At 36.8% G+C, this 21,767-nt stretch carries 17 protein-coding genes and 3 pseudogenes; 17 read left to right on the top strand and 3 right to left on the bottom strand.

The genetic code is table 11. The features are described from left to right. Positions 1 to 564 precede the first annotated feature (564 nt). From P4S71_RS03810 to P4S71_RS03790, 5 genes and pseudogenes are all read left to right on the top strand, one after another. Positions 565 to 1,803 carry an AAA family ATPase gene (locus P4S71_RS03810; RefSeq protein WP_007378808.1) on the top strand — a complete coding sequence of 413 codons (1,239 nt, stop codon included), beginning with the start codon at positions 565 to 567 and terminating at the stop codon, positions 1,801 to 1,803. A 15-nt stretch (positions 1,804 to 1,818) separates the two neighbouring features. Beyond that, entirely contained in the window at positions 1,819 to 2,781 is a 963-nt protein-coding gene (locus P4S71_RS03805) for a transcriptional regulator (protein WP_337150124.1), read from the top strand. Positions 2,782 to 3,203: 422 nt separating this feature from the next. Then, positions 3,204 to 6,349 (top strand): annotated as a pseudogene (locus tag P4S71_RS03800) (DEAD/DEAH box helicase). A 1,129-nt stretch (positions 6,350 to 7,478) separates the two neighbouring features. Beyond that, positions 7,479 to 8,944 (top strand): annotated as a pseudogene (gene rmuC / locus P4S71_RS03795) (DNA recombination protein RmuC). Between the two features lie 103 nt (positions 8,945 to 9,047). Beyond that, positions 9,048 to 9,239: a DUF3185 family protein gene (locus P4S71_RS03790; RefSeq protein ID WP_007378812.1), complete on the top strand. Its 192-nt coding sequence runs from the start codon at positions 9,048 to 9,050 to the stop codon at positions 9,237 to 9,239. A 36-nt stretch (positions 9,240 to 9,275) separates the two neighbouring features. On the opposite strand, the gene P4S71_RS03785 is transcribed toward P4S71_RS03790, so the two are convergent. Both P4S71_RS03785 and P4S71_RS03780 read right to left on the bottom strand, forming a co-directional pair. After that, positions 9,276 to 9,410, bottom strand: coding sequence for a hypothetical protein (locus P4S71_RS03785; protein ID WP_008134402.1), 135 nt, complete (start codon positions 9,408 to 9,410; stop codon positions 9,276 to 9,278). After that, complete coding sequence (locus tag P4S71_RS03780; RefSeq protein ID WP_337150123.1) at positions 9,407 to 9,700, bottom strand: MerR family transcriptional regulator; 294 nt, start codon at positions 9,698 to 9,700, stop codon at positions 9,407 to 9,409. Before P4S71_RS03780 ends, P4S71_RS03785 begins: the two co-directional genes overlap by 4 nt. Positions 9,701 to 9,782: 82 nt before the next feature. On the opposite strand from P4S71_RS03780, the pseudogene P4S71_RS03775 reads away from it, so the two are divergent. Beyond that, positions 9,783 to 11,026: pseudogene (locus tag P4S71_RS03775) on the top strand (NADH:flavin oxidoreductase/NADH oxidase family protein). Between the two features lie 86 nt (positions 11,027 to 11,112). After that, positions 11,113 to 11,688 (top strand): DJ-1/PfpI family protein, encoded by a 576-nt coding sequence (locus tag P4S71_RS03770; protein ID WP_033030093.1) that lies wholly within the window; start codon positions 11,113 to 11,115, stop codon positions 11,686 to 11,688. 53 nt (positions 11,689 to 11,741) lie between these two features. Here P4S71_RS03770 and P4S71_RS03765 read toward each other — a convergent pair whose 3' ends face one another. Then, complete coding sequence (locus tag P4S71_RS03765) at positions 11,742 to 12,644, bottom strand: LysR family transcriptional regulator (RefSeq protein WP_337150122.1); 903 nt, start codon at positions 12,642 to 12,644, stop codon at positions 11,742 to 11,744. Positions 12,645 to 12,750: 106 nt separating this feature from the next. Here P4S71_RS03765 and P4S71_RS03760 point away from each other — a divergent pair, with 106 nt between their 5' ends. The 10 genes from P4S71_RS03760 (at position 12,751) to P4S71_RS03715 (ending at position 21,700) form a co-directional block, all read left to right on the top strand. Next, complete coding sequence (locus tag P4S71_RS03760; protein ID WP_337150121.1) at positions 12,751 to 13,527, top strand: DODA-type extradiol aromatic ring-opening family dioxygenase; 777 nt, start codon at positions 12,751 to 12,753, stop codon at positions 13,525 to 13,527. Positions 13,528 to 13,607: 80 nt separating this feature from the next. Then, a complete protein-coding gene (locus P4S71_RS03755; protein WP_337150120.1) occupies positions 13,608 to 14,285 on the top strand; it encodes a haloacid dehalogenase type II in 678 nt (225 codons plus the stop codon). Between the two features lie 524 nt (positions 14,286 to 14,809). After that, complete coding sequence (locus P4S71_RS03750; RefSeq protein WP_337150119.1) at positions 14,810 to 15,253, top strand: hypothetical protein; 444 nt, start codon at positions 14,810 to 14,812, stop codon at positions 15,251 to 15,253. Between the two features lie 47 nt (positions 15,254 to 15,300). Further along, a complete protein-coding gene (locus tag P4S71_RS03745) occupies positions 15,301 to 15,666 on the top strand; it encodes a hypothetical protein (RefSeq protein ID WP_337150118.1) in 366 nt (121 codons plus the stop codon). A gap of 3 nt (positions 15,667 to 15,669) precedes the next feature. Continuing rightward, positions 15,670 to 17,178, top strand: a complete 1,509-nt coding sequence (locus tag P4S71_RS03740) for a glycosyltransferase (protein ID WP_007378777.1) — start codon at positions 15,670 to 15,672, stop codon at positions 17,176 to 17,178. 13 nt (positions 17,179 to 17,191) lie between these two features. Further along, positions 17,192 to 18,001 (top strand): glycosyltransferase 87 family protein, encoded by an 810-nt coding sequence (locus P4S71_RS03735; protein ID WP_337150117.1) that lies wholly within the window; start codon positions 17,192 to 17,194, stop codon positions 17,999 to 18,001. Positions 18,002 to 18,206: 205 nt separating this feature from the next. After that, complete coding sequence (locus tag P4S71_RS03730; protein WP_337150116.1) at positions 18,207 to 18,572, top strand: hypothetical protein; 366 nt, start codon at positions 18,207 to 18,209, stop codon at positions 18,570 to 18,572. Between the two features lie 29 nt (positions 18,573 to 18,601). Beyond that, positions 18,602 to 19,876, top strand: a complete 1,275-nt coding sequence (locus P4S71_RS03725; protein WP_337150115.1) for an NAD(P)/FAD-dependent oxidoreductase — start codon at positions 18,602 to 18,604, stop codon at positions 19,874 to 19,876. 83 nt (positions 19,877 to 19,959) lie between these two features. Further along, entirely contained in the window at positions 19,960 to 20,955 is a 996-nt protein-coding gene (locus tag P4S71_RS03720; protein ID WP_337150114.1) for a 4Fe-4S binding protein, read from the top strand. Beyond that, positions 20,948 to 21,700 carry a glycosyltransferase family 2 protein gene (locus P4S71_RS03715; RefSeq protein ID WP_007378780.1) on the top strand — a complete coding sequence of 251 codons (753 nt, stop codon included), beginning with the start codon at positions 20,948 to 20,950 and terminating at the stop codon, positions 21,698 to 21,700. Before P4S71_RS03720 ends, P4S71_RS03715 begins: the two co-directional genes overlap by 8 nt. Positions 21,701 to 21,767: the final 67 nt, after the last annotated feature.

Genomic DNA, 21,767 nt, shown 5'->3' with positions numbered 1-21,767 from the left:
TTGTCCAGTGTAATTGATATTTTATTAAATTAAACACGACAAATTACGCTTTTAAGTAATTCTCCTGTGGATAAAGCAATATCGAGTTAGAATAGATCTGATCTGTACTTACTACAGATCAGATCTATACTAATTCAATGCCCCTTTTATCTAGTAGACCCGTGCATAACTTTATAATTTACTTAGTAAAAATCGGATCTCAAGAGGTGTTTTTGTTCATAACTTAATGAGTAAGCTGTGCATAACTATATATCTCAATTAGTCCTTAGTAAAAAGCTGATCTGAGTGTTAATAAAGATCTGATCTTAACCAAGTATAAAGGTGATCTGCTTTTTTTAATATTATTCATATTTATCATCAAGTTATATCCTAATTATACACCCTTAACCTTTATTACCTTATATATTTAACCACCTTTAAACTTCTTTATTTATACTAAGCAATATTAATGATGTAAAAATATTATTAGATGTCTTCTTTTTAAAATGCATGTCGCCATAAATAGTTGTTTACAGCAAATTGAATGGACATTATACTTACTGCCTAACTTTGAGGAAGGAAAGTATGTCTATCAACAATAATGCGCTAAATACCTATCGACTTTTAAAAGCGACTGCTGAAGTTGCAGAAAAGTCATTAGAAGGACGTATTCAACATTATCGCGCTCATCTTAAATCCGAAGAAAAAGAGTTAAGAACATACACCCAAAAAGCAGCAGCCGATTTACTAGGTTGTAATAATCGTACCTTAAAAAGACGCCATGATAATGGTGATTTTGATGATTTAAACATAAAACGCGGTGCAAATGGCCATTATGCTTACACACTTGTAAATATTTTTGCAATGGCTGATATTATGGATATCAAGCCTGATCACCGCACTAGCGACGACAAACTTCAAGTTATTGTTATAAACTCCCTCAAAGGCGGTTGTGGTAAAACAACCAGTATGGTTAATATTGCAGCGGCACTTGCCACAACCAATATTAAACGTTATCGCATTGGTATTATTGATTTAGATCCGCAAGGATCATCATCTAGCTTCTTCCCCTCTAGCGAACATGATCCAATTACTGTTGGTGATTTAATGCGCGATTGCATAGATCTAGACGAAGGCGAAACATGGCCTGAATTTGTATCAAACTCATTTTTACCTACGCATATTCCAAATATTCGCGTTTTACCATCGGGTATGGATGACTTTTATTTTGAGCACGAAACTGCCACTTTATTAAAAGATACTTCAAATTATGAGCAAACTCGCCATTATCATAAGTTATTAGAAAAAGTAATCGAGCCGGTTCAAGATGAGTTTGATATTTTACTTATTGATACAGCCCCAACTCTTAACTTTATGTTTTATAATGCATTAATGGCATCTACAGCGATGCTTATTCCTGTTCATCCTGAAGCTGTCGATTTTGATGCAAACAATAAATATCTAAAAAGGTTAGGCGAGATTTATCATACTGTTGCTGCGCTTGGACATGAAGGTTGGGACTTTATGCAGTTTCTTGTGACCAATTATGTAAAAGGTAACCATTCACAACGCGATATTGTTAAAGATGTTCGTAGTGCATTTGGCCGCCAAGTAATGAGTTACCCAATTAACCACAGTTCTGCAATTACAGCGAGCTCTTCATCTTTTAATACTATTTTTGATCAAAAAGCGTCTGATAGTTTAGCCAGTCGTGAATCGCTTATGCGTGCACAAGAAAACATTAAAGATGTTGTTGACGAACTTGAAATGCTAATTCGATCTAATTGGCAATCCACACAATCAAAATTAAATACGCCTAAGTAAGGATGTTAAATAAAAATGGCTAAAAAACGTAAAAATGACACCCGCTTAGATCCATTTGCAACAGCTGTAGGCAGCAGTAGTCTTGATGCATTACTAGAACAAGCGAATGCTGGCGATGTAATTAGAATGCCTGCACCGAGCGACCCTGCTCGTCAAATTACGCTTGTTTGTAAAGTGATCGCACATGCTGATATTGAATCTACCACTGGTGTATATGGCAAAAATCGTCGCGTACAGGCACTTCTTAACGAAAAGTCAGTATCAGATATTCTTCCTGCAATTAGCGATGATGGTCGAAATCAGCACCCTGCTTTGCTTTGGGATCAAGGTGACAAAAGTTTAGTTCTTGCAGGTTCACGTCGTCGTATGGCCTGTATTCTAGGTAACGCTGATTATTTAGTGCTTAGCTCAAGTGACTTTACTGAACAAGATGCAAAAATTTTAGCTGTTTCATCTGATCAATACATAGCACCAAGTTTATGGGAGTTAGGACAAGCTTATCAACAAACTAAAAATGAATTAATTGAACAAGGTAAAAAAGGATCTTACCGAGAAATAGCTGCTCTTGAAGCTGTTTCGCATACTGCCATTGCAGATGCAATTAAAGCCTATGAACAAATACCAGCTGAGGTTATTGCGCTTTATCCTACGGCTAATCATGTTGGTAGAGAAGTTGCTAAAAAGCTTGTTATTGCAAAGGAGCGTGATCCTGAGAGCTTTAATCGGTTGGTTCAAGAGCTAGCAAGTAACAATGACATTAACGCGATTACAAGCGACGACAAGCGTGCAATGGCTGTTACTAAATGCTTAACAGCTGAACCGCAAACTACAGTAAAACGCGAAGCTGTTCTCGAAAATGATTTTGTTTCACTTCAACGAAATCTTAAAAGTGGCGATGTTTCTATAAAAATAAACAACAAAGTGATGACAGACAAGCGCTTAGAGCAACTTACAAAGCTATTAAGTGCTTTTAATTAGTTAGTAAAATAGCGATCTATCCAGTTTGTTTTGTTAGTTAAATATTGATCTGCAATATTATTTAGTTAGTATAAATCTGATCTGTACACGCCGTTAATGTGCTTATTTAGCCTGTTTTATTGCGTAGATCATTTTTTTACTAACTATTCGCCTCTTTTTTATCTATTCACCATATGTTTTAAAAAGTGTTAGTAAAATTCTGATCTAAAAGCGCTCTAACTATTGTTTAAGTTGTTTTTATTTTTTGAATCAGCAACATTTGCAATTTATTCAACAAAATCCATTCTAAATTTAGTTATAAACCAATTTTTTACTAACCAATCAACTCCAACCAGTTTATATTGCGTTAATATAGCTTTAGCTCAGAGCACATAAGGCATATACTGGCAGAATTATTTTTAAAAACTAATCCTTAGAGTGACATGTCTGCTAACTTATCAAAAAATGATTTACTGGCTATTTTTGAAGAAATTAAAAATGAGCAGGCTACTCAGTTTCCTCTTTCAGAACGCTTTATAAATAAGCTGTTTCGACCCAATGTGCTAGCCAAAGGTAAAGAGTATTACAAAAACGGAAAAATCAGTTGGTTAGAGCATACTTCTAACTTTTCTGTTGTTGATTCAACTGTGCAAGGTGATAACGGTACACCGTTCAATCAGCGTATAGAGATCAGTAAAATACCAACTGGTTATTCGGTTGATACACATTGTACGTGTAATATAAAAACTAAATGCCGTCACCTAGCAGCAATTTTATTAAAACTAAAAATAGAGCACTCTGGTGAATACGGAGAAGATTACTTTATTAATGATTGGTTTAGTGAGTTAAGCGCACTCAAAAGCGCAGAGCAAACAATACCGTCGCAAGTTTTACTCTTTGTATTAGATATTGAAAATAACAAAGTATTTTTATCACCTAAAATAGCTAATTATGATAAAGATCAAAATTACACATTAGGTCGTAACCTTACCGATCAGCAACTTAATAGCTTTATAACCCCGAATGATTTACTCGAAAGTGATTTTAGACTTTATAGTTGGATCCGTTCACAAAATGCTGTAGGTAATATTGAACTCAAAGGTTTATGGGGTTTTAATGCGTTGCAACAACTTATTGCTACAGAACGATTATTTTTACAACGCTCTCGTGTTGCAATTAAGCCACAAAGTGCCCAAGCGCTGAACTTTAATTGGAAACAAGAAAAAGATTTAACGCAGTTGGGTATTAATTTGGAGCAAAGCAAAAATTGGGCACTGATTAAAACAACGCCACCTACATACATAGATTTAGATTATTTAAAAATAGGGCGTATACGTACGCCATTAAGTGCAGACGAAATATCGCATTTACAAACAATACCAGCTTTACATAGCTCAAACTTCGATAGAATTTATAAACAGTTGGCAGATAATTTTGGTGCGGGGGTTATACCTCATCCAACCAATTCCAAAACAATATTGCCAAAAGCAGCCAGTAACGCTGTTTTAAAAGTAACGATGGAAGAACGCGGTTTAACACTGTCGTTATTATTTAAGTATAAAAATAAAAATTACTTAGCAGGATCTGCCCCTCAAAACATAATTAATAATGCATTTGAAAATACAGTTACGAATGAGTTAGTAAATCTAGGTTTTGAGTTTTGTAAAGGGGTTTACAAAGTGAGTTTATTTTTACTAAGCAATCTCCTATTCATTTACACTGGTTAATTTACGAGTTATTTCCCTGCTTTAAAGAACGCGGATGGAAAGTAAGTGTGAGTAAAGTTAATATTGCCAATCCTCAAAGTGAAGTAACATTAAATGTAAACAGAGCTATTGGCCATCAAATGCATTGTAAAGTGGTGCTCCATGATGCAAAAGCAGCGTTACTTTTTAATAACGATGATTTAGTTTATCAATCGTTAAACCGCCAAAGTGAGTTGTTTCACTATTATCCAGTAGGTCGTCAATTTGGTGTTATAAACAAATCGGCTATAAATTTACTGAATGAATTTAAGCAACGTTTTGAATTTGTAAAAATAAGAGATGAATTTAATATTCCGCTTTCGTACTTACCTGAATTAGTAAAACATACAGCAATTAATGTAGAACTGCATGACGATTCATTAGAAAGCTATCTAAAAGAATTAAATAATTCAGATAGTACAATGCCATCTGTATCGTTGCATGGCTTGAATGACTCTGTTGTATTGCGCGAGTATCAACAGCAGGGGGTAGATTGGTTAAGCTTTTTAAAACGCCACAAGCTAGGTGGTATTTTAGCTGACGACATGGGATTAGGTAAAACACTGCAAGTTATCGCATTTTTGACTAGCACTTACAACCGACCGCAAGCAGGGCCTACTCTAATAGTATGCCCTACAAGCTTAGTTAGTAACTGGGAAAATGAGATAGCTAAATTTGCCAAAGGTTTAAAAGTAACGACTATTTTTGGATCGAATCGTAACGAACCACTGCAACACTTAGCGCAATCGCAATGTATTTTAACCACCTATCCATTATTAAAACGTGATATTGCTTATTACTCACCGCTGTATTTCGAAAATATAATACTAGATGAAGCGCAATATATAAAAAACGATACAGCACAAGTATCGCGCCTAGTTAAACGTCTTAATGCTGACTTTAAATTATGTTTAAGTGGTACGCCAATCGAAAATAATTTATTTGAGCTTAAATCGTTACTTGATTTTGCTATGTCATCGTTACTTGGCTCTCAAGCGCATTTTAAACAGCATTTCCAAACTCCAATTGAACGTGATGCCGATATGGAACGTGCTGAACAATTAAAAGCGTTAATAATGCCGTTTATTTTGCGCCGAACTAAAGCGCAAGTAGCGCAAGAACTACCAGAAAAAACAGAGCTAACTAAAGAGTTTGAGTTTGAACCTAAACAAAAAGAAATGTATGAAGGGATAACTCGCTCACTAGAAGAAAAATTAACTGACTTATTTGCCGAACAAGGCGTGCAAAAAAGTAAACTTGCCTTTCTCGAAGCTCTTTTAAAACTAAGACAGATTTGTTGTCATCCAAAATTAATTGAACCGGATACGCAAGCTGGATCTGCGAAGCTTGAATGGCTAGCAACACACTTACCGCTTATGTTAAGCCTTGGCCGTAAAGTTATTATATTTAGTCAGTTTACATCGGCGCTTGATTTAATCGCTCAACGTCTTGCTGAAATAAATATAGATTTTAGTCTGCTTACAGGGCAAACACGTCATCGCGATAAAGTAATTGACGAATTTACTAGCGGTAACACGTCAGTATTTTTAATTAGCTTAAAGGCTGGCGGTACTGGTCTAAATCTAACACAGGCAGACACCGTTATACATTTTGACCCTTGGTGGAACCCTGCTGTAGAAAAACAAGCGACTGATAGAGCTTACCGTATTGGCCAAACTAACCCTGTGTTTGTATATAAACTCATAATGAGTAACTCAATTGAGCAAAAAGTATTTAAAATGCAAGAAGATAAGCAAGCTTTAGTTGATGCATTATTTACTGATAAATCAATGAGTTTTACCCAGTTTGATGAACAGCAAATGTTGTCATTAATAAAAAACTAGATTTTTTTTGAACTTAATTAATTAAAGTGCGTCTACTACTTTGCTTGTTGTTAAATTGCATTTTACACAAGCGATAATGTTGATTTCCCTATTTAGTTACTAATTTTAGTAATGATTGAGCCAGCCCATTTTGAGTTGGCTTTTTTTATGTCTAAAATTTAGCGTTAAGCACTTATTTTAAAATTTTTTATTTTTTTATGAACTTAATTTAAAAGCAGGCGTCTACTATTATGCTTGTTGATTAATTGCAGTTAATACAAGTTTTATGTTGATTTCCCCCTATTTAATTACTAACTTTAGTAATAATTAAGCCACTTCATTTTGAACTGGCTTTTTTTATGGTCAAAATTCATCATTTAAATATTATTTAAATTTTTTGAGTTTTTACTGAACTTAATTAATAAAGAGGCGTCTACTATTATGCTTGTTGATTAATTGCAGTTAATACAAGTTTTATGTTGATTTCCCCCTATTTAATTACTAACTTTAGTAATAATTAAGCCACTTCATTTTGAACTGGCTTTTTTTATGGTCAAAATTCATCATTTAAATATTATTTAAATTTTTTTGAGTTTTTACTGAACTTAATTTAAAAACAGGCGTCTACTATTATGCTTGTTGATTAATTGCAGTTAATACAAGTTTTCATGTTGATTCCCCCTATTTAATTACTAATTTTAGTAATAATTAAGCCACTTCATTTTGAACTGGCTTTTTTTATGCCTAAAATTTGCCAATTCCAATCAACCACTACTCAGATAAACGAATTTGTACCAATCTGCTTTGGTATGAAGTGATTTAATTCGTTCAGTTGTTCAAATACTTATGCTGATTGGTATCACTTAAAGTTATTAAATTATTTTTGAATTAATTACTTCATTTACCGGTCTACTGTAATACCTGTTGTTATACAACTTAGCCAAATAATGTAATTTATTTTGGCAAATGCGTATTTAAGTTGCAGCTTGCTCGGGTACATGTTGATTTTCCCTTTGATTACTTAATTTAGTAATATTTAGCCAGCTTATTTGAGCTGGTTTTTTTATGTCTGTAATTTCTTTGCTCCTCTACTTCTATTGCTTGTTATTGGTTATGATGGCATGTCTCTAAATCTTATAAGTTTATTTTTATGCTCACTCAAATACTCACTAACATCGATTGGTTAAGTGCAGGCGCTGGTGCTATTTTAGGTATTGTATTTTATGGTGTTATATCTGCGCAGCTTCGCAAAAAGCTACACCTAAAAATAAGCGAACAACAACAACAGCTTTCAGTCTTACAAAATCAGTTTGATAATAAAGAGCTACAATACAGCACCTTACTTGAGGATCACGAACTACTCGAACATACTCACCAAGAGCAGCGCGATGAGGCGCAGCATTTTAAAACGCGTTTTAGCGAACAAGAAAAACAAAGCATTCAATACAACCATTTTTGGCGCAAAGCCGAAGACGAGCTTACAATGCTTCGTGAGCAATATAATCAACGCGATGTTGAGTATAATAATATGCGCACCACCCTTGAGCAGAAACAGCAAAGCTTTAGTGAGCAACTCGCGCAAATTGAGCAAAGTAAAAATATGCTCAAAAAAGAGTTTGAAAATCTAGCCAATAAAATTTTAGAAGAAAAATCACAAAGCTTTAAAACCTTAAATCAAGAAAGCATTGAGCAATTATTAAAACCAGTTCAAGGCGAGCTAAAAGGTTTTAGAGAAAAAATGGAATCAATACACGTTGAAGATATAAAGCAACGGACCGCGCTAAAAACTGAGCTACTGCATTTACAAGCTAAAAGCCAAGCTATAACAGATCAAGCCGACAAGCTCAGTAACGCGCTACAAGGGCAAAAGAAGACCCAAGGTAATTGGGGGAACTCATGCTCGAAAACGTGTTAGATAGCGCAGGCTTACGCGCAGGTGTTGATTACAAGCGCGAAGTGTCGTTTAACACTGAAGATGGCCGCTTACGCCCTGATGTAGTTGTGTACTTACCACAAGGCCGCCACTTAGTTATTGATGCTAAAACATCATTAAATGCTTATACACGCTACGTAAATGCTGAAAATGAGTTAGATGCTAATCAAGCGATTAAAGAGCATGTAAATGCGGTTGCAGCACGTATTAATGAGCTTGCGAGTAAATCTTACGACCGTTTGCCTGGTATTAACTCGCCAGAAGTGGTGGTTATGTTTGTACCAATAGAATCAGCTTTTGTTGAGGCGCTTAAATATCAAAGTGATATTTACCAACAAGCAATCGAAAAAAATATATTAGTAGCCACCCCCACTACCCTGCTGACTAGTTTAAATATTGTTAAACAGCTTTGGCGTTTTGAAGAGCAAACCAAATATTCAAAAGAGTTGGCAAATCGAGCTGAGCGTTTTTATAACAAGCTCAATGGTTTTTTATTAAGTATGGAAGGCGTAGGTAAGCAGCTTGATAAAGCGAAAGAAAGTTACGACAAAGCGTTCTCGCAATTATACCGCGGTAAAGGTAATTTAATTAAACAAGCATCAGAGTTTAAAGAGCTTGGTGTATCGGTACAAAAAGAGTTACCTAGTGAGAGCGTTGAACGTGCGCAGCTAGAGCTCGATTAAATTATTTTAAGTGTTTTGACTTAAAATAAAAACTTACCTTAAGTTTTAAAGCACACTTAAGTAAATATTATTAAATAATGTACGTTAGAGATTAGAGGTGTTTATGAGTAATAAGATTATAGGTATTGTTTTAATCGTTATAGGTATCGCTTTAATTATGTGGGGATATGACGTGTATGATGCGGCGGTTTCGCAGTTAAGCCGTGCATTCAGTGGTGATACACCAATAGAAGCATGGGCGGGTATTATTGGCGGTGCCATCTGTGTATTAATTGGCATTAAAAAGCTTAAGTAATATAAAATACAGCTTATTTTAGTAAGCTGTATTCATTTATTCGTAATCTATCACTTTTAGTAATTCATTCAATTTGCCTTCTGGCAGGCATTCGCCTTTATCCCAATAAGAGTTGAGTAACGTAGTTAAACTGCCAATACGTTGTGACTTTTTCTGCATTTGCTCAATCAAAATGTCAGCTTCTTTTTGTTTTTTTCTAAACGTTCAATTATTACTGTGTGGTTTAGCTCGTCGTTTTCGTTACGTAATAAAGGTATTTCGTTGAGTGAAAACCCCAAGCTTTGTGAAAATTTAATTAACTGCAATTTTTCTAAGTTTTGTTGGGTGTACAGCCTATGACCATTAGCACTGCGAGTGGTTGGTGTTAATAACCCTTTGCTTTCGTAAAAGCGAATAGTACTGGCGGGTATGTTGGTAAGTTTTGCAAGTTCGCCTATTTTCATAACTAATAATAACTCCACTTTACATAAACTTAGTAGGTTGACCTTCAAGCTAACTTTAAGGTTATAGTCGCTTTAATGTCAATTTAATTAGCCCATAACTATGCGTAACCCTGTATTTACCCCTTTTACCTTGCCAAGTGGTTTAGTATTAAAAAACCGTATTGCCAAAGCCGCTATGGAAGAAAACCTTGCGCAAGAGGATCAAACGCCCTCCCAAATACTCAAAAATGCTTATAGCGCATGGGCAGTGGGGGGAGCTGGGCTAATTATTACTGGCAATGTAATGATTGATCATTTAGCGATGACAGGCCCAGGCGGCCTTGTGCTTGAACAAAGTACCGATATTACTGCCTTTGCAGAGCTTGCTCGTTTATCGCAGCAAAATAATTGCAAAGTGGTGATGCAAATTAATCACCCTGGTAGGCAAGTATTTAAAAAAATGGGTGGAAAGGCTCTATCAGCGTCAAGTGTTGCACTTAATATGGGTAAGCACTCGCACTTGTTTGGCGTACCAAAAGCGATGACGAAAACTGATATTGACGATGTTATTACCCGCTTTACACAAACTGCGCAGCAAGCTGAAAAAGCAGGTTTTAATGGCGTACAAATACATGCAGCGCATGGTTATTTACTGGCTCAGTTTTTATCGCCACTAACCAATAAGCGCGACGATAAATGGGGAGGAGTTTACAAAATAGAGCTCGCTTACTTCTCGAAATAACCCGCAGTATTAAAGCCACTTGCTCACTTACCTTTTCGGTAAAGTTAAACTCTGCTGATTTTCAACGAGGTGGGTTTGAACCCAGTGACGCGCAAGTTGTAGTGGATTTATTGAATAAACTCAATGTTGATTTTGTAGAGCTTTCGGGTGGTAGTTACGAAGCACCTGCCATGCAAGGAAAAACAGGTGATCAGCGCACGCTTGCCCGCGAAGCGTATTTTTTAGAGTTTGCAAAAGCGATTAGCCAACGCTCATCAGTCCCAATAATGACTACAGGCGGTATTAGTCGCTTATCTATTGCCAACAACGTGATTGAAAGTGGCGTTGCCCTCGTGGGTATTGCCACTGCGCTTGCATACCAACCAAATTTACCAAACAAATGGCAAAATGAGCCACTGCAATTAGCCGTGTTACCCAATGTTACTTGGCAAGATAAAACCCTCGCAGGACTTGCCACTATGGCACTGGTTAAAAGACAAATATGCCGTATAGGCCAAGGCAAACCCGTAAAAATAAATGCCTCACCAGTATTTACTTTAATTGGCGACCAACTACGTTCGGTTAAATTAACTAAGCGTTACCGTAAACGCTTTGCTCATGAGCTTAATGTTGAGGCTAAGTAGGGTTTTTTAAATTAAAATAATACACCAATGATGATTTTATAGGCTAAGGTAAAGCTTCATATTAATTTGAGCTTTTTGAGACCTAAATGAATATAGGCATTTATATTTATGATAACGCAGAAGTACTCGACTTTTCAGGCCCTTTTGAAGTTTTCAGTACCGCTAAGCGTTTAGCTGAAAATAACTGGAATGTATTTTTTATTGCAGAGCAAAGTAAGCCTGTAATAGCGCGCGGAGGTTTTAGTGTAAACCCCCATTACAACTTTTTAGATCACCCTCATATTGATTTATTAATTGTGGTAGGTGGCGATCACACCGCCGAATTTAATAAAAAGCAGGTGATTGATTGGATCAGTAAAAGTGCAAAAACAGCTACTCGTGTTGCGTCTGTATGTACGGGCGCGTTTTTGCTCGCAAAAGCCGATTTATTACATGGCTTAAATGTAACAACGCATTGGGAAGATCAAAATGAATTGGCGTTATTATTTCCTGATTTAAATGTAATTAGTGATAAACGTTGGGTGCAGCATAATCAATTTATCACATCAGGGGGGATCTCGGCTGGCATAGATATGAGCCTGCAATTAGTAGCATTGTGCAGTACTGATGAATTTGCTTGCTTAACAGCAAAACAAATGGAATATCAGTGGCATAAAAAATAACAGGCCCAAGTAAAACTACTTATACAACTGTTTGTAATCGGCATATCACTCCCCTACCCTAAGTCCCAGTATGGGGTATCGCCATAAAAGTCGCTCGCAAAATCAACAAAAGCACGCACTTTGCTCGGTAAAAACTGTCTATTAGCATACACCATATAGAGTCCCATTGGGTCGGGTTCGTAGTCTTGTAAAATGCGCACTACTTTACCTTGAGCCAGCGCTTCGCCTGCAATAAATGTGGGCTGCATAGCAATACCACCTCCCGCAATGGCTGTATTTAGTAGTAAGTCACCATTGTTAGCCACAAAGTTACTTTCAAGCTTTAGCTCGCTTTTTAGCTCATTAACTCCAAATAGGCGTTTTGTGGGCTCGCTAAGGGAATAGCGTAAATAATTATGCGACTGTAAATCTAAAAGCGTTTGTGGCATGCCATGGCGTTCTAAATAGTCGGGTGACGCAAATACAGATAAACGTATAGGGGCAATTTTTTTAGCTATGAGCGTTGAGTTTTTTAATACGCCAATGCGCAGCGCAATATCAATACCTTGCTCTACTATGTCTACATATTGGTCAGTGAGCCGTAAGTCTAACTTTAAATTTGGATACTGCTTTTGAAAATCAACCAGCAAACCTGCTAAATGCTTAGTACCAAATGACATAGGTGCACTAATACTAAGCACACCCGAAACATTCTCGCTTAAGTTATTTAGTGAGTTTTCCATGTCTTCAATATCAACAAGCACCTGCTGACAACGCTGATAATATTGGTTCCCAGCCTCTGTTACACTTACTTTTCGCGTTGTACGGTGTAATAAACGCGTGTGTAGATTATCTTCCAGCGCAGAAATATATTTGCTGACTAACTGCGGGGAAATATCGAGCTTATCGGCCGCTTTTGAAAACGATCCTTCTTGCACAACGGCCAAAAAGGTTTTCATGGTGGTGAGTTTATCCATCTTTAACAATACTTTATTGATAATGTATAAATAAATACCATATTTATCGTCAAAATAAAAACTAATATAGTGCTTAATAACACATCTATTTGTTTAAGGCTTTAGCATGACTCAGCCCGCTTTATTTATATCTCACGGTTCGCCAATGATGGCTGTACAGCAATCGGCTACGTCAGATTTTCTTGCATCATTAGGGCAAACGCTTAGTAAACCACGAGCTATTGTGGTGTTTTCTGCCCACTTTGATGAAGCGCACGATATAGTTATTACATCGGGAGATGCGCCGCATACTATTCACGACTTTTATAACTTTCCTAAGGCCCTGTATGAAATTCAATACCCAGCACCAGGAGACCCTAAGCTTGCTAATACTATTAGTGAGTACTTTTACAAAGCGGGTATTAAAGCCGTGCAAAGTGCCAAGCAAGGTTGGGATCATGGTGTGTGGATCCCGCTGCGCTTAATGTACCCAGCAGCTAATATCCCTATTGTTCAGGTATCTATTAATACACGTCTTGGCACTAAAGCGATGTATAAATACGGACAGTTACTTGCACCACTGCGCAGCGATAACGTATTAATTATTGGCTCAGGCGGTATTAGTCACAATCTACGTGAAATATTTAAAAGCCCCGCTACACCTAACCGTGTTCAAATGGTTAATGAGTTTACCCATTGGGTTGAGCAAAAGTTAATAACGCAAAACACCCAAGCGTTACTTAACTATTTAGATGAAGCACCCCATGCTTTATTTAACCACCCTACTGCAGAGCACTTTTTACCTCTTTTTGCTGCGCTTGGTAGTGGTGACGGTCAAGTTGAAAAAATACATAAAGACATCGAAATGGATATTTTAGCGCTTGATGCATACAAGTTTTATTAAATTGAGCGTTCGTTCAAATTAAGTTAAGCTGTAAGCAAGTACTCTAAAACCAACTTAATTTATTTTATTGCGGAGCAAACATGGCAACTACACTTGCATTTGACGTATACGGTACGCTAATAAACACTCACGGCGTACTGTCCTTACTCGACGACATGATTGGCGATAACGCCCAAGCATTTTCAAATACATGGCGCGAAAAGCAATTAGAGTATTCATTTAGACGTGGATTAATGCAAAATTATATTCCCTTTTCGCTATGTACAAAACACGCACTCGATTACGCCTGCTTAGCGCACAAAACCGAGCTAAGTGAAGGTCAAAAAGAGCAACTGCTAGATCTTTATAAAACGCTTCCTGCGTTCGATGATGTAAAAGCGGGCCTTGAGCAACTAAAAGCAAAAGATTACCGTTTGTTTGCATTTTCAAATGGGGCTGCCGACGCAGTTCATACCTTATTAGAAACCGCTGGCATTAGTGAGCTTTTTGAAGGGGTAGTAAGTGCCGACGATGTTAAAACCTTTAAACCAAATCCAGGGGTTTATAGCCACTTTTTACGCGAAACCAATTCGACAGGCGCAAACACGTGGCTTGTATCAAGTAATCCGTTTGATGTAACCGGTGCCATATCGCACGGTATGCGTGCAGCGTGGATTCAACGATCTAAAGACTCTATTTTCGATCCGTGGGAAATACAGCCAAATACAATCGCAACCGATTTACTCGATTTAAAAGTAAAATTAGAAAGCGTTAACTAATTTTAATCATACCCTTTATACCTTTGGTGCTTGTGCATTTTAGGTGTAAAGGGGGTTTACGTTTGAACCACTATTAATGCTATATTTTTAAGCAAGTGTTTATTTACTCGTCTAGTTTTTTACCCCTACCCTCTTAACTTAATCTCTGTATTAATAAGCGCAATTAATGCCCTATTTCATCTGAATTAGAGCTTATATCAGAGCGCTCATTCCCTATTGATAAAATGTGATAATTTTGTGATTAATTCGTGACACAGTTGCGAAACTTACCTTCCATAATGTTCCTAAATTAAATAACAAACTTTAGGTTTTAGCTTAGAACAGCATTACTTGATATCAACAGGTTTAGATTAATTAAAAAAATTATCAGTTTTTGATTTTTTTCATAAATAAGCATTATTTATTTTATAAACGTCTGGTTTTTTTAAACTTAAAGCGAAATAAAACATGCTAATTGAAAATCACGATAAAAATTTAGTTAATTACTTCAAAATTTAAATTTAATAAATTAGTGGAAAATAAAAATGAAATTTAAAAAAGATCACAATGAAAAAAGTTACATATTAAAGGGAATATCTTTTTCAGCCATCGCTCTATCTATCAGCTTAGCGTCAGTTAACGTGTCGGCTGGGGCATGGGTTGGTGAAGAAGGAAGTGGTTATATTAAGTTAGGTTACGCTGATTATACGTCGAGCAAATATCGTGGAAACAACCCAACCTTTGAGCGTTTTGAAGGGCAAAATACATCACTTTACTTGGAGCATGGTTTAGGGAATAACTTCTCTATTTATGGCTCATTATTACATCAAAGCTATGAACAAGAAGATTCTGTAACGGGCACAAGTAGCGCCAGCGGTTTTGGTGATACCGAGGTTGGTATTCGATATCAATGGCAGGCAGAACCTTTTGTTCTATCTACTTCTTTTTTAGTTAAAACCCCTTTTTATATGATGAGGATGATGGGTTAGGAAATAACCAAGAAGACTACGAAGCCAAAATATTGTTAGGCAAAGGGTTGGATAAGTTTGGTTATATTGGGGCTGAAGTTGGTTATCGAGTTCGTACCGCAGAGCCTTCTGACGAATACAGATACTTGCTTGAGTATGGTTTTAACGTTAATAAAAACATTTATATGCGTGCCAAACTTGACGGAATACTAAGTGCAGAAAATGCAGATTCGTCAACTTCAATCAATGCTGCAAATTTATCAAATCCTTTAGAGTTTGACTCAGGAAAATTTGAACTGGCTACAGGTTGGAATTTTGATAAAAACTCGTCATTAGCTGGCTTTGGTATTGAGCTTACTTTTACACGTGAAATTTACGGTAGCAATATCCTGCAAGGTAATAATATTCAATTTGGTATTACTAAGGTTTATTAAATTATGTCGTTAATTGGTTCGTTAGTACTTGTTGTTCATTTTTTATTATTAGCTATTTTATCTTTATTTGGTTTGCACCGTTTGTCTATGGTATTTCGATGGTTTAAATATCGAAATTTTACACCTCAATCACCTAAAATGTTTGAGAAATTACCAAAGATAACAGTTCAAATTCCACTTTATAATGAAAGGTTAGTTGCCAAAAGGATTGTTGATTCAATTGTATTATTGGAGTATCCGGCTGATCGTTTACAAATACAAATTGTTGATGATTCTAATGACGATACAAGTGAGGTTATTGCTGAACGTGTATCGCATTATAAGCTACAAGGCATAAATATTGAGCACGTACAGCGAACCAATCGTCATGGTTTTAAAGCTGGTGCATTAAAAGAGGCAATGACAACGGCCGATGGTGAATTTATTGCTATCTTTGATGCTGACTTTATACCTACTCCGGATACATTATTAAAAAGTATTCATTTTTTCACTCAAACTGATATTGCCATGGTGCAGTTGCGATGGGAGCATTTAAATCGTCGTAGTAGCTTATTAACAAAAACACAGGCTGTAATGCTCGATGCTCATTTTGGGTTAGAACAGCATGTGCGCTGTGCGAGTGATATGCTTTTTAACTTTAATGGGACTGCAGGTATCTGGCGCACTTCAGCCATTATTGATGCAGGCCATTGGAGTGCTGATACATTAACTGAGGATTTAGATTTAAGTTATAGAGCTCAACTAGCTGGTTGGAAAATGCAGTATTTAAATCATATAACATGTCCAGGTGAGCTGCCTGCTGATATGAATGCGTTTAAAACTCAGCAGTACCGTTGGGCTAAAGGTGGCGTACAAGTCATGCTTAAAATGCTAAAAACAGTATGGAAAGCAAAAATACCGCTTGTTAAAAAACTTGAATCAACGTTTCATTTATCAAATAACCTAGCTTATTTAGTCATGATGCTAGATACATTATTTTTCTTATTACCTAGCTTATATTTACGTGCGCAATATGATTACATAAACGTTTGGTGGATTGATATTGCCTTATTATTGATGTCTTCAGGCGGACACATTGCATACCTATATTTTGGTCAAGTAGTTTTAGGTCGCTCAAAAATACGTGCATTAGCAAAATTACCTAACTTAGTATTGTTAGGTATACAGTTGGCAATTAATAATTCTAAGGCTGGTTTTGAAGCTTTAATGGGCAAAGAAAGTGAATTTGTCCGCACACCTAAAACAGGTGAACTACAAAAAGCAGAACATACTTATAAAAGTGAAAATCAAGCTTCGCAGGGCTTTAAAAATAAGCCGCACTATAAACCTTTACCTCCTAAAGGTGCCATTTTTGAATTTTTAGTTGCAGCTATCTATGTCGTAGTTTTAGTGTGGGCTGTTATTTACCAATATTGGTTTATATTGCCATTTGTATCGTTGTTAGCTCTTGGGTTTGTTATGTCTGCAGTTAATAGCTTTTATAGTCATTATCAGCTATCTAGACACGCTTAAAATGAACCTGCAATTGTTTAAGCCAAGTTTCACAACTAAAAGTAAATCTTGGCTTTATTTTATAAGCTTAGCTAGTTTAATTGCCCTGAGTTTTTCGAGTTATTTTTTAGCAAATACGTCGCAAAGCAATACTGAATTTCCTGTTAGCAGTATTGGAGTTTATACCATTATTCAATATTGTTTAATGGCATTTTTTATGTTGGTAGCTTGGTCTTTATCTCCTAAATCACGTTATTTAAAAAATTATAAGCTGCTACTAATCACCGCTTTTCTAATGCGTATTGTATTGATTGACGTTGAGCCTTATACCTCTAATGACACAAGTCGTTACCTATTTGATGGGCGAATAGCATATGAAGGCTACGACCCTTATAGCATCAGCCATGACGCGATTGAATTAACACAATTGCGAGAACAGTGGCAACCACCTAAAGAGCATGCAGCTTATGTCACTATTTATCCTCCATTAGCGTTGGCTTTATTTACTTTTTCATCATCATTTGGAGTTGAAAAGGCACAGTTGGTATGGCGGTTTTTGCTATTACTTGCAGGGTTATTAACGGTGTACGTGTCGGCTTTAGTATTAAAAAAGGCCAACAAATTAAATAATTTAGCACTTGTTGCGTTGTCGCCACTGCTGATTTTAGAAACTGGTGTTGGGTTACACATAGATGCTTTTTCTGCATTGGCAGTTGTTGTCGCAATTTATTTTTGGCAGCGACAATTACTTTTATATTGCGGTATCGCTATTGGTATTGGTATGTCGCTGAAAATTTTACCCGTTATGTTATTACTGCCATTATTTTTTTACAAAAATCATTAAAACCCGCTCTAATGTTGGTGCTCAGCTGGGTTACGACTGTCGCGCTAATTTATGGTACTACCATTGCGCTTGGGTACGTACCCGTAGGCAGTATTAGTGTGTTTTTGAAAAATGGCGTAATGCGTCCCCTATTTTTACTGCACTTGATTCTCTATTAACTAATTCTCAGGTTGTTTTAGCGCTTTTTGTTATGGGAGTTATTGCGGTGTTGTTTATTGCTTATACAAGTTTTAGATACAGTAAAGCCCGCTACATGAGTACATCGGCTATTTATTTTTGTATGCAAGCAGCCTTGGCTTTACCTCTTATGTTAAGCCCTGTGCTTTTTCCTTGGTATTTACTCCCGTTAGTTCCCTTGCTTGCCTTGCGCCCAAATATTTATTTACTTACTTGGTTATTACTTATGCCCATGACATACGAAGTGCTCGGTAATTTCCTTTGCTGTCAACAATGGCAACCTGCGCTTTGGCCTGTTGTACTTTTAGGTGTTTTATACGCGTTAACGTTATTGAGGCTGATTTATCACGGCATCAAAAAGACTTCAAAGCGGAATCACATTGATAATTCATAAACATAAAACTTTATATTGGAATATACAAATTGAACATTATTAATAATTATTATCACTGGTTGCACGGACAATGGCCTGATCGTACTGTAGAAAAGCAACCATTAGTGAATGCCGATGGCACAACCAATATTAAAGGTGTGTATGTTGTTGGTGATTTAACGGGTATTCCTTTACTTAAATTCTCCAGCGATACGGGCGCTAAAGCTATTCGAACCATTATTGCTGATACTACTTTTAGTACCCGTACGCAAACAGCTGATGTTGTAGATATTATTGTTATTGGTGGTGGTGTTAGTGGGTATTCTGCCGCTATTGAAGGTAAAAAACAGCAGCTTAATGTTACGTTGTTAGAAGGTAATAAACCATTTTCAACGATTGAAAATTTTCCTAATAATAAACCTATTTATACTTACCCCACTGACATGAAGCCTGAAGGCGAATTACAATTTTCAAATAAAGTAAGTCATAAAGAAAACCTGTTGAGCGAACTTAAAGAGCAAACTACTGCCCACAGTATTGAAGCTAAACTGGCGCAAGTTAGCCATGTAAATAAAGAGGGCAACAAACTACGTGTTACTTTAGAGAATGGTGATAGCTTAGTGGCTCACCGTGTGATTGTTGCTATTGGGCGCTCTGGAAGTTATCGAAAATTAAATGTTGAAGGTGAAGATTTACCAAAGGTAGCAAATCGTTTTATTGACGCACAATACTATAAAGATAAAGAACTATTAATCGTTGGCGGAGGTGATAGCGCATTAGAGGCTGCGATTGCAACAGCAGAGGAAGGCGCTAAAGTTACTTTATCTTATCGACAAACTCAGTTTAACCGGGCAAAACCAGAGAATGTCGAACAAGTAACTCAATTAGTAAAAGATGACAAAGTGACGCTTAAAATGGCGACTCAAGTCAGTAAAATTTCACCACGGTCTGTGCAGTTAAAAAATAAAGATGGTACAGATGAAATATTAGATAACGATAGCGTGTTGTTAGCGACTGGTCGTGAAGCCCCGCTAGATTTCTTCAGACGTTCAAAAATCAATATCAGTGGTGAAAGCACATGGTCTGGCTGGGCTTTCTTTGCCCTGTTTTTAGTCGCATTAACTGCATTATACGATTGGAAAGGCTATGGTTTTTTAAATTCATTTTGGAGTACTTTTTCTTATCCCGATCAAATGCCAATCTTAATAGCAGGCTTTGGTGAATGGTGGCAGTTGCAAGTGAATGATCGCAGTACCTTAATTGGCACAATAGCGGTTTCTTTAAAAGTCGTTCGTTTTACTACACCGTTCTTTATACCCTATTAATTGGTATTTTTGGTTGGCAACGAATTAAACGACGCAAAACACCTTATGTAACAGTACAAACGTCTGTTTTGTTTGCGATTCAATTGTTTCCATTATTTTTATTGCCAGAAATAATTTTACCATTACTTGGCTATAACGGTGTATTTGATGCAGGAATAGGTAAAAGCTTTGCCGATGCGTTGTTTCCCAGTTATATCTCAGCGCAAGAACTTGCGACGCATACATGGCCTGAATGGGGACACCCACGCGCTTATTGGCATGCATATAGTTTTATCTTCGCTTGGCCGTTAGGTGTGTATACCGTATTCACCGACACTCCCCAAGTTGCTTGGTTAGTTATTGGGGCTATTCAAACATTCGTTATTATTCCAATTATTGTGATGAAGTGGGGCAAAGGCGCTTATTGTAGTTGGATTTGCTCTTGCGGTGCTATGGCTGAAACTATGGGAGATCTGCAACGCCATAAAATGCCACACGGTTCTAAGTGGAATAAGCTAAATATGCTTGGCCAGTTCATTTTATTAATAGCGGCAGTGTTATTAGTCATTCGTGTTTTAGGGTGGATATATCCTGAGTCATGGATGAACCATATGTTTAATCTGTTTTTAAAAGGCGAGAACAAGGACTACCAATTAGTAAACGCATTTAGTTATAAGTGGGTCGTTGATATTTTATTAGCCGGTATTTTAGGGTTTGGCCTTTATTTTAAATACTCAGGGCGTACATGGTGTCGGTTTGCTTGTCCATTAGCGGCATTAATGCATATATACAGTCGCTTTGGTCGCTTTGCTATTGTTAGTGAAAAATCGAAATGTATTAGTTGTAATCAATGTACAACTGTATGCCATCAAGGCATTGATGTTATGGCTTTTGCAAGTAAAGGCCAACCAATGACCGATCCACAATGCGTTCGTTGCTCCGCCTGTGTACAAACCTGCCCAACAGGCACATTGTCTTTTGCTGAAATAAACCGAAAAACTTCCGCCATTATCAAAAAAGATACACTCGCAGCTAGCCCTGTGAAAATGTCTGAAAAATCACGTGGCGGCGTTAACATTATTGAGATTAAAAATGTATAAAGGTCATAAAGTTGCCGTTGTTATTCCTGCTCTTAACGAAGAGCAAGCTATTTCCATTGTGGTCAGAAATTTGATTACTTTAATGTTTGATGAGCAGGCGGTTATTGATAACGTTATTGTTTGTGACAATGGTTCCACAGACAACACTGCAAAAGTAGCAACCGCTAATGGTGCTCAAGTTGTTCATCAAAGTACACCTGGTTATGGTATTGCCTGCTTAACCGCTATTGCTAAGCTTCCCTCATGCGATATTGTACTTTTTGTAGATGGTGATGATTCTTGCTTTGTAGATCAAGCCCTTTCATTACTAAATGGGATTGTTAATGGTGACGATCTTGCTATTGGATCAAGAACCTTAGGCACCATTGAAAATGGAGCTTTAACTAAACCACAACTCTTTGGTAACTGGCTATCTAGCCACTTAATAACACTATTTTGGCAGCAAAAAATAACTGATTTAGGACCATTTAGGGCCATTCGCTTCTCGTCGCTGCACACTTTAAATATGGCTGATACCTCGTTTGGCTGGACTGTAGAAATGCAGGTTAAAGCGATCATTCTTGGTATGCAAGTGAGCGAATACGCTGTTGACTCTAAAGTGCGAATAGGACAATCAAAAATTAGCGGCACAGTAATGGGCTCAATTAAAGCTGGTATCGGTATTTTATCCATGATTGCAACGTTATTTATTCGCCAATCCAGTGTTAAAAATACAGCGCAGCTTAAAGGTAGTGAGTATGAGTAAGTGTGGGCTAAGTAATAACCGAGCAACAAAGAGTAAGTCGTCTTTAGGACTACCTAAGGGCAGTACA

This window comes from Pseudoalteromonas sp. B62 (genome assembly GCF_037162565.1).
GTDB classification, from domain to species: Bacteria; Pseudomonadota; Gammaproteobacteria; order Enterobacterales; family Alteromonadaceae; genus Pseudoalteromonas; species Pseudoalteromonas fuliginea.
Note: the sequence above shows the minus strand (reverse complement) of the source record. Positions and strands in the feature narration are given on the sequence as shown.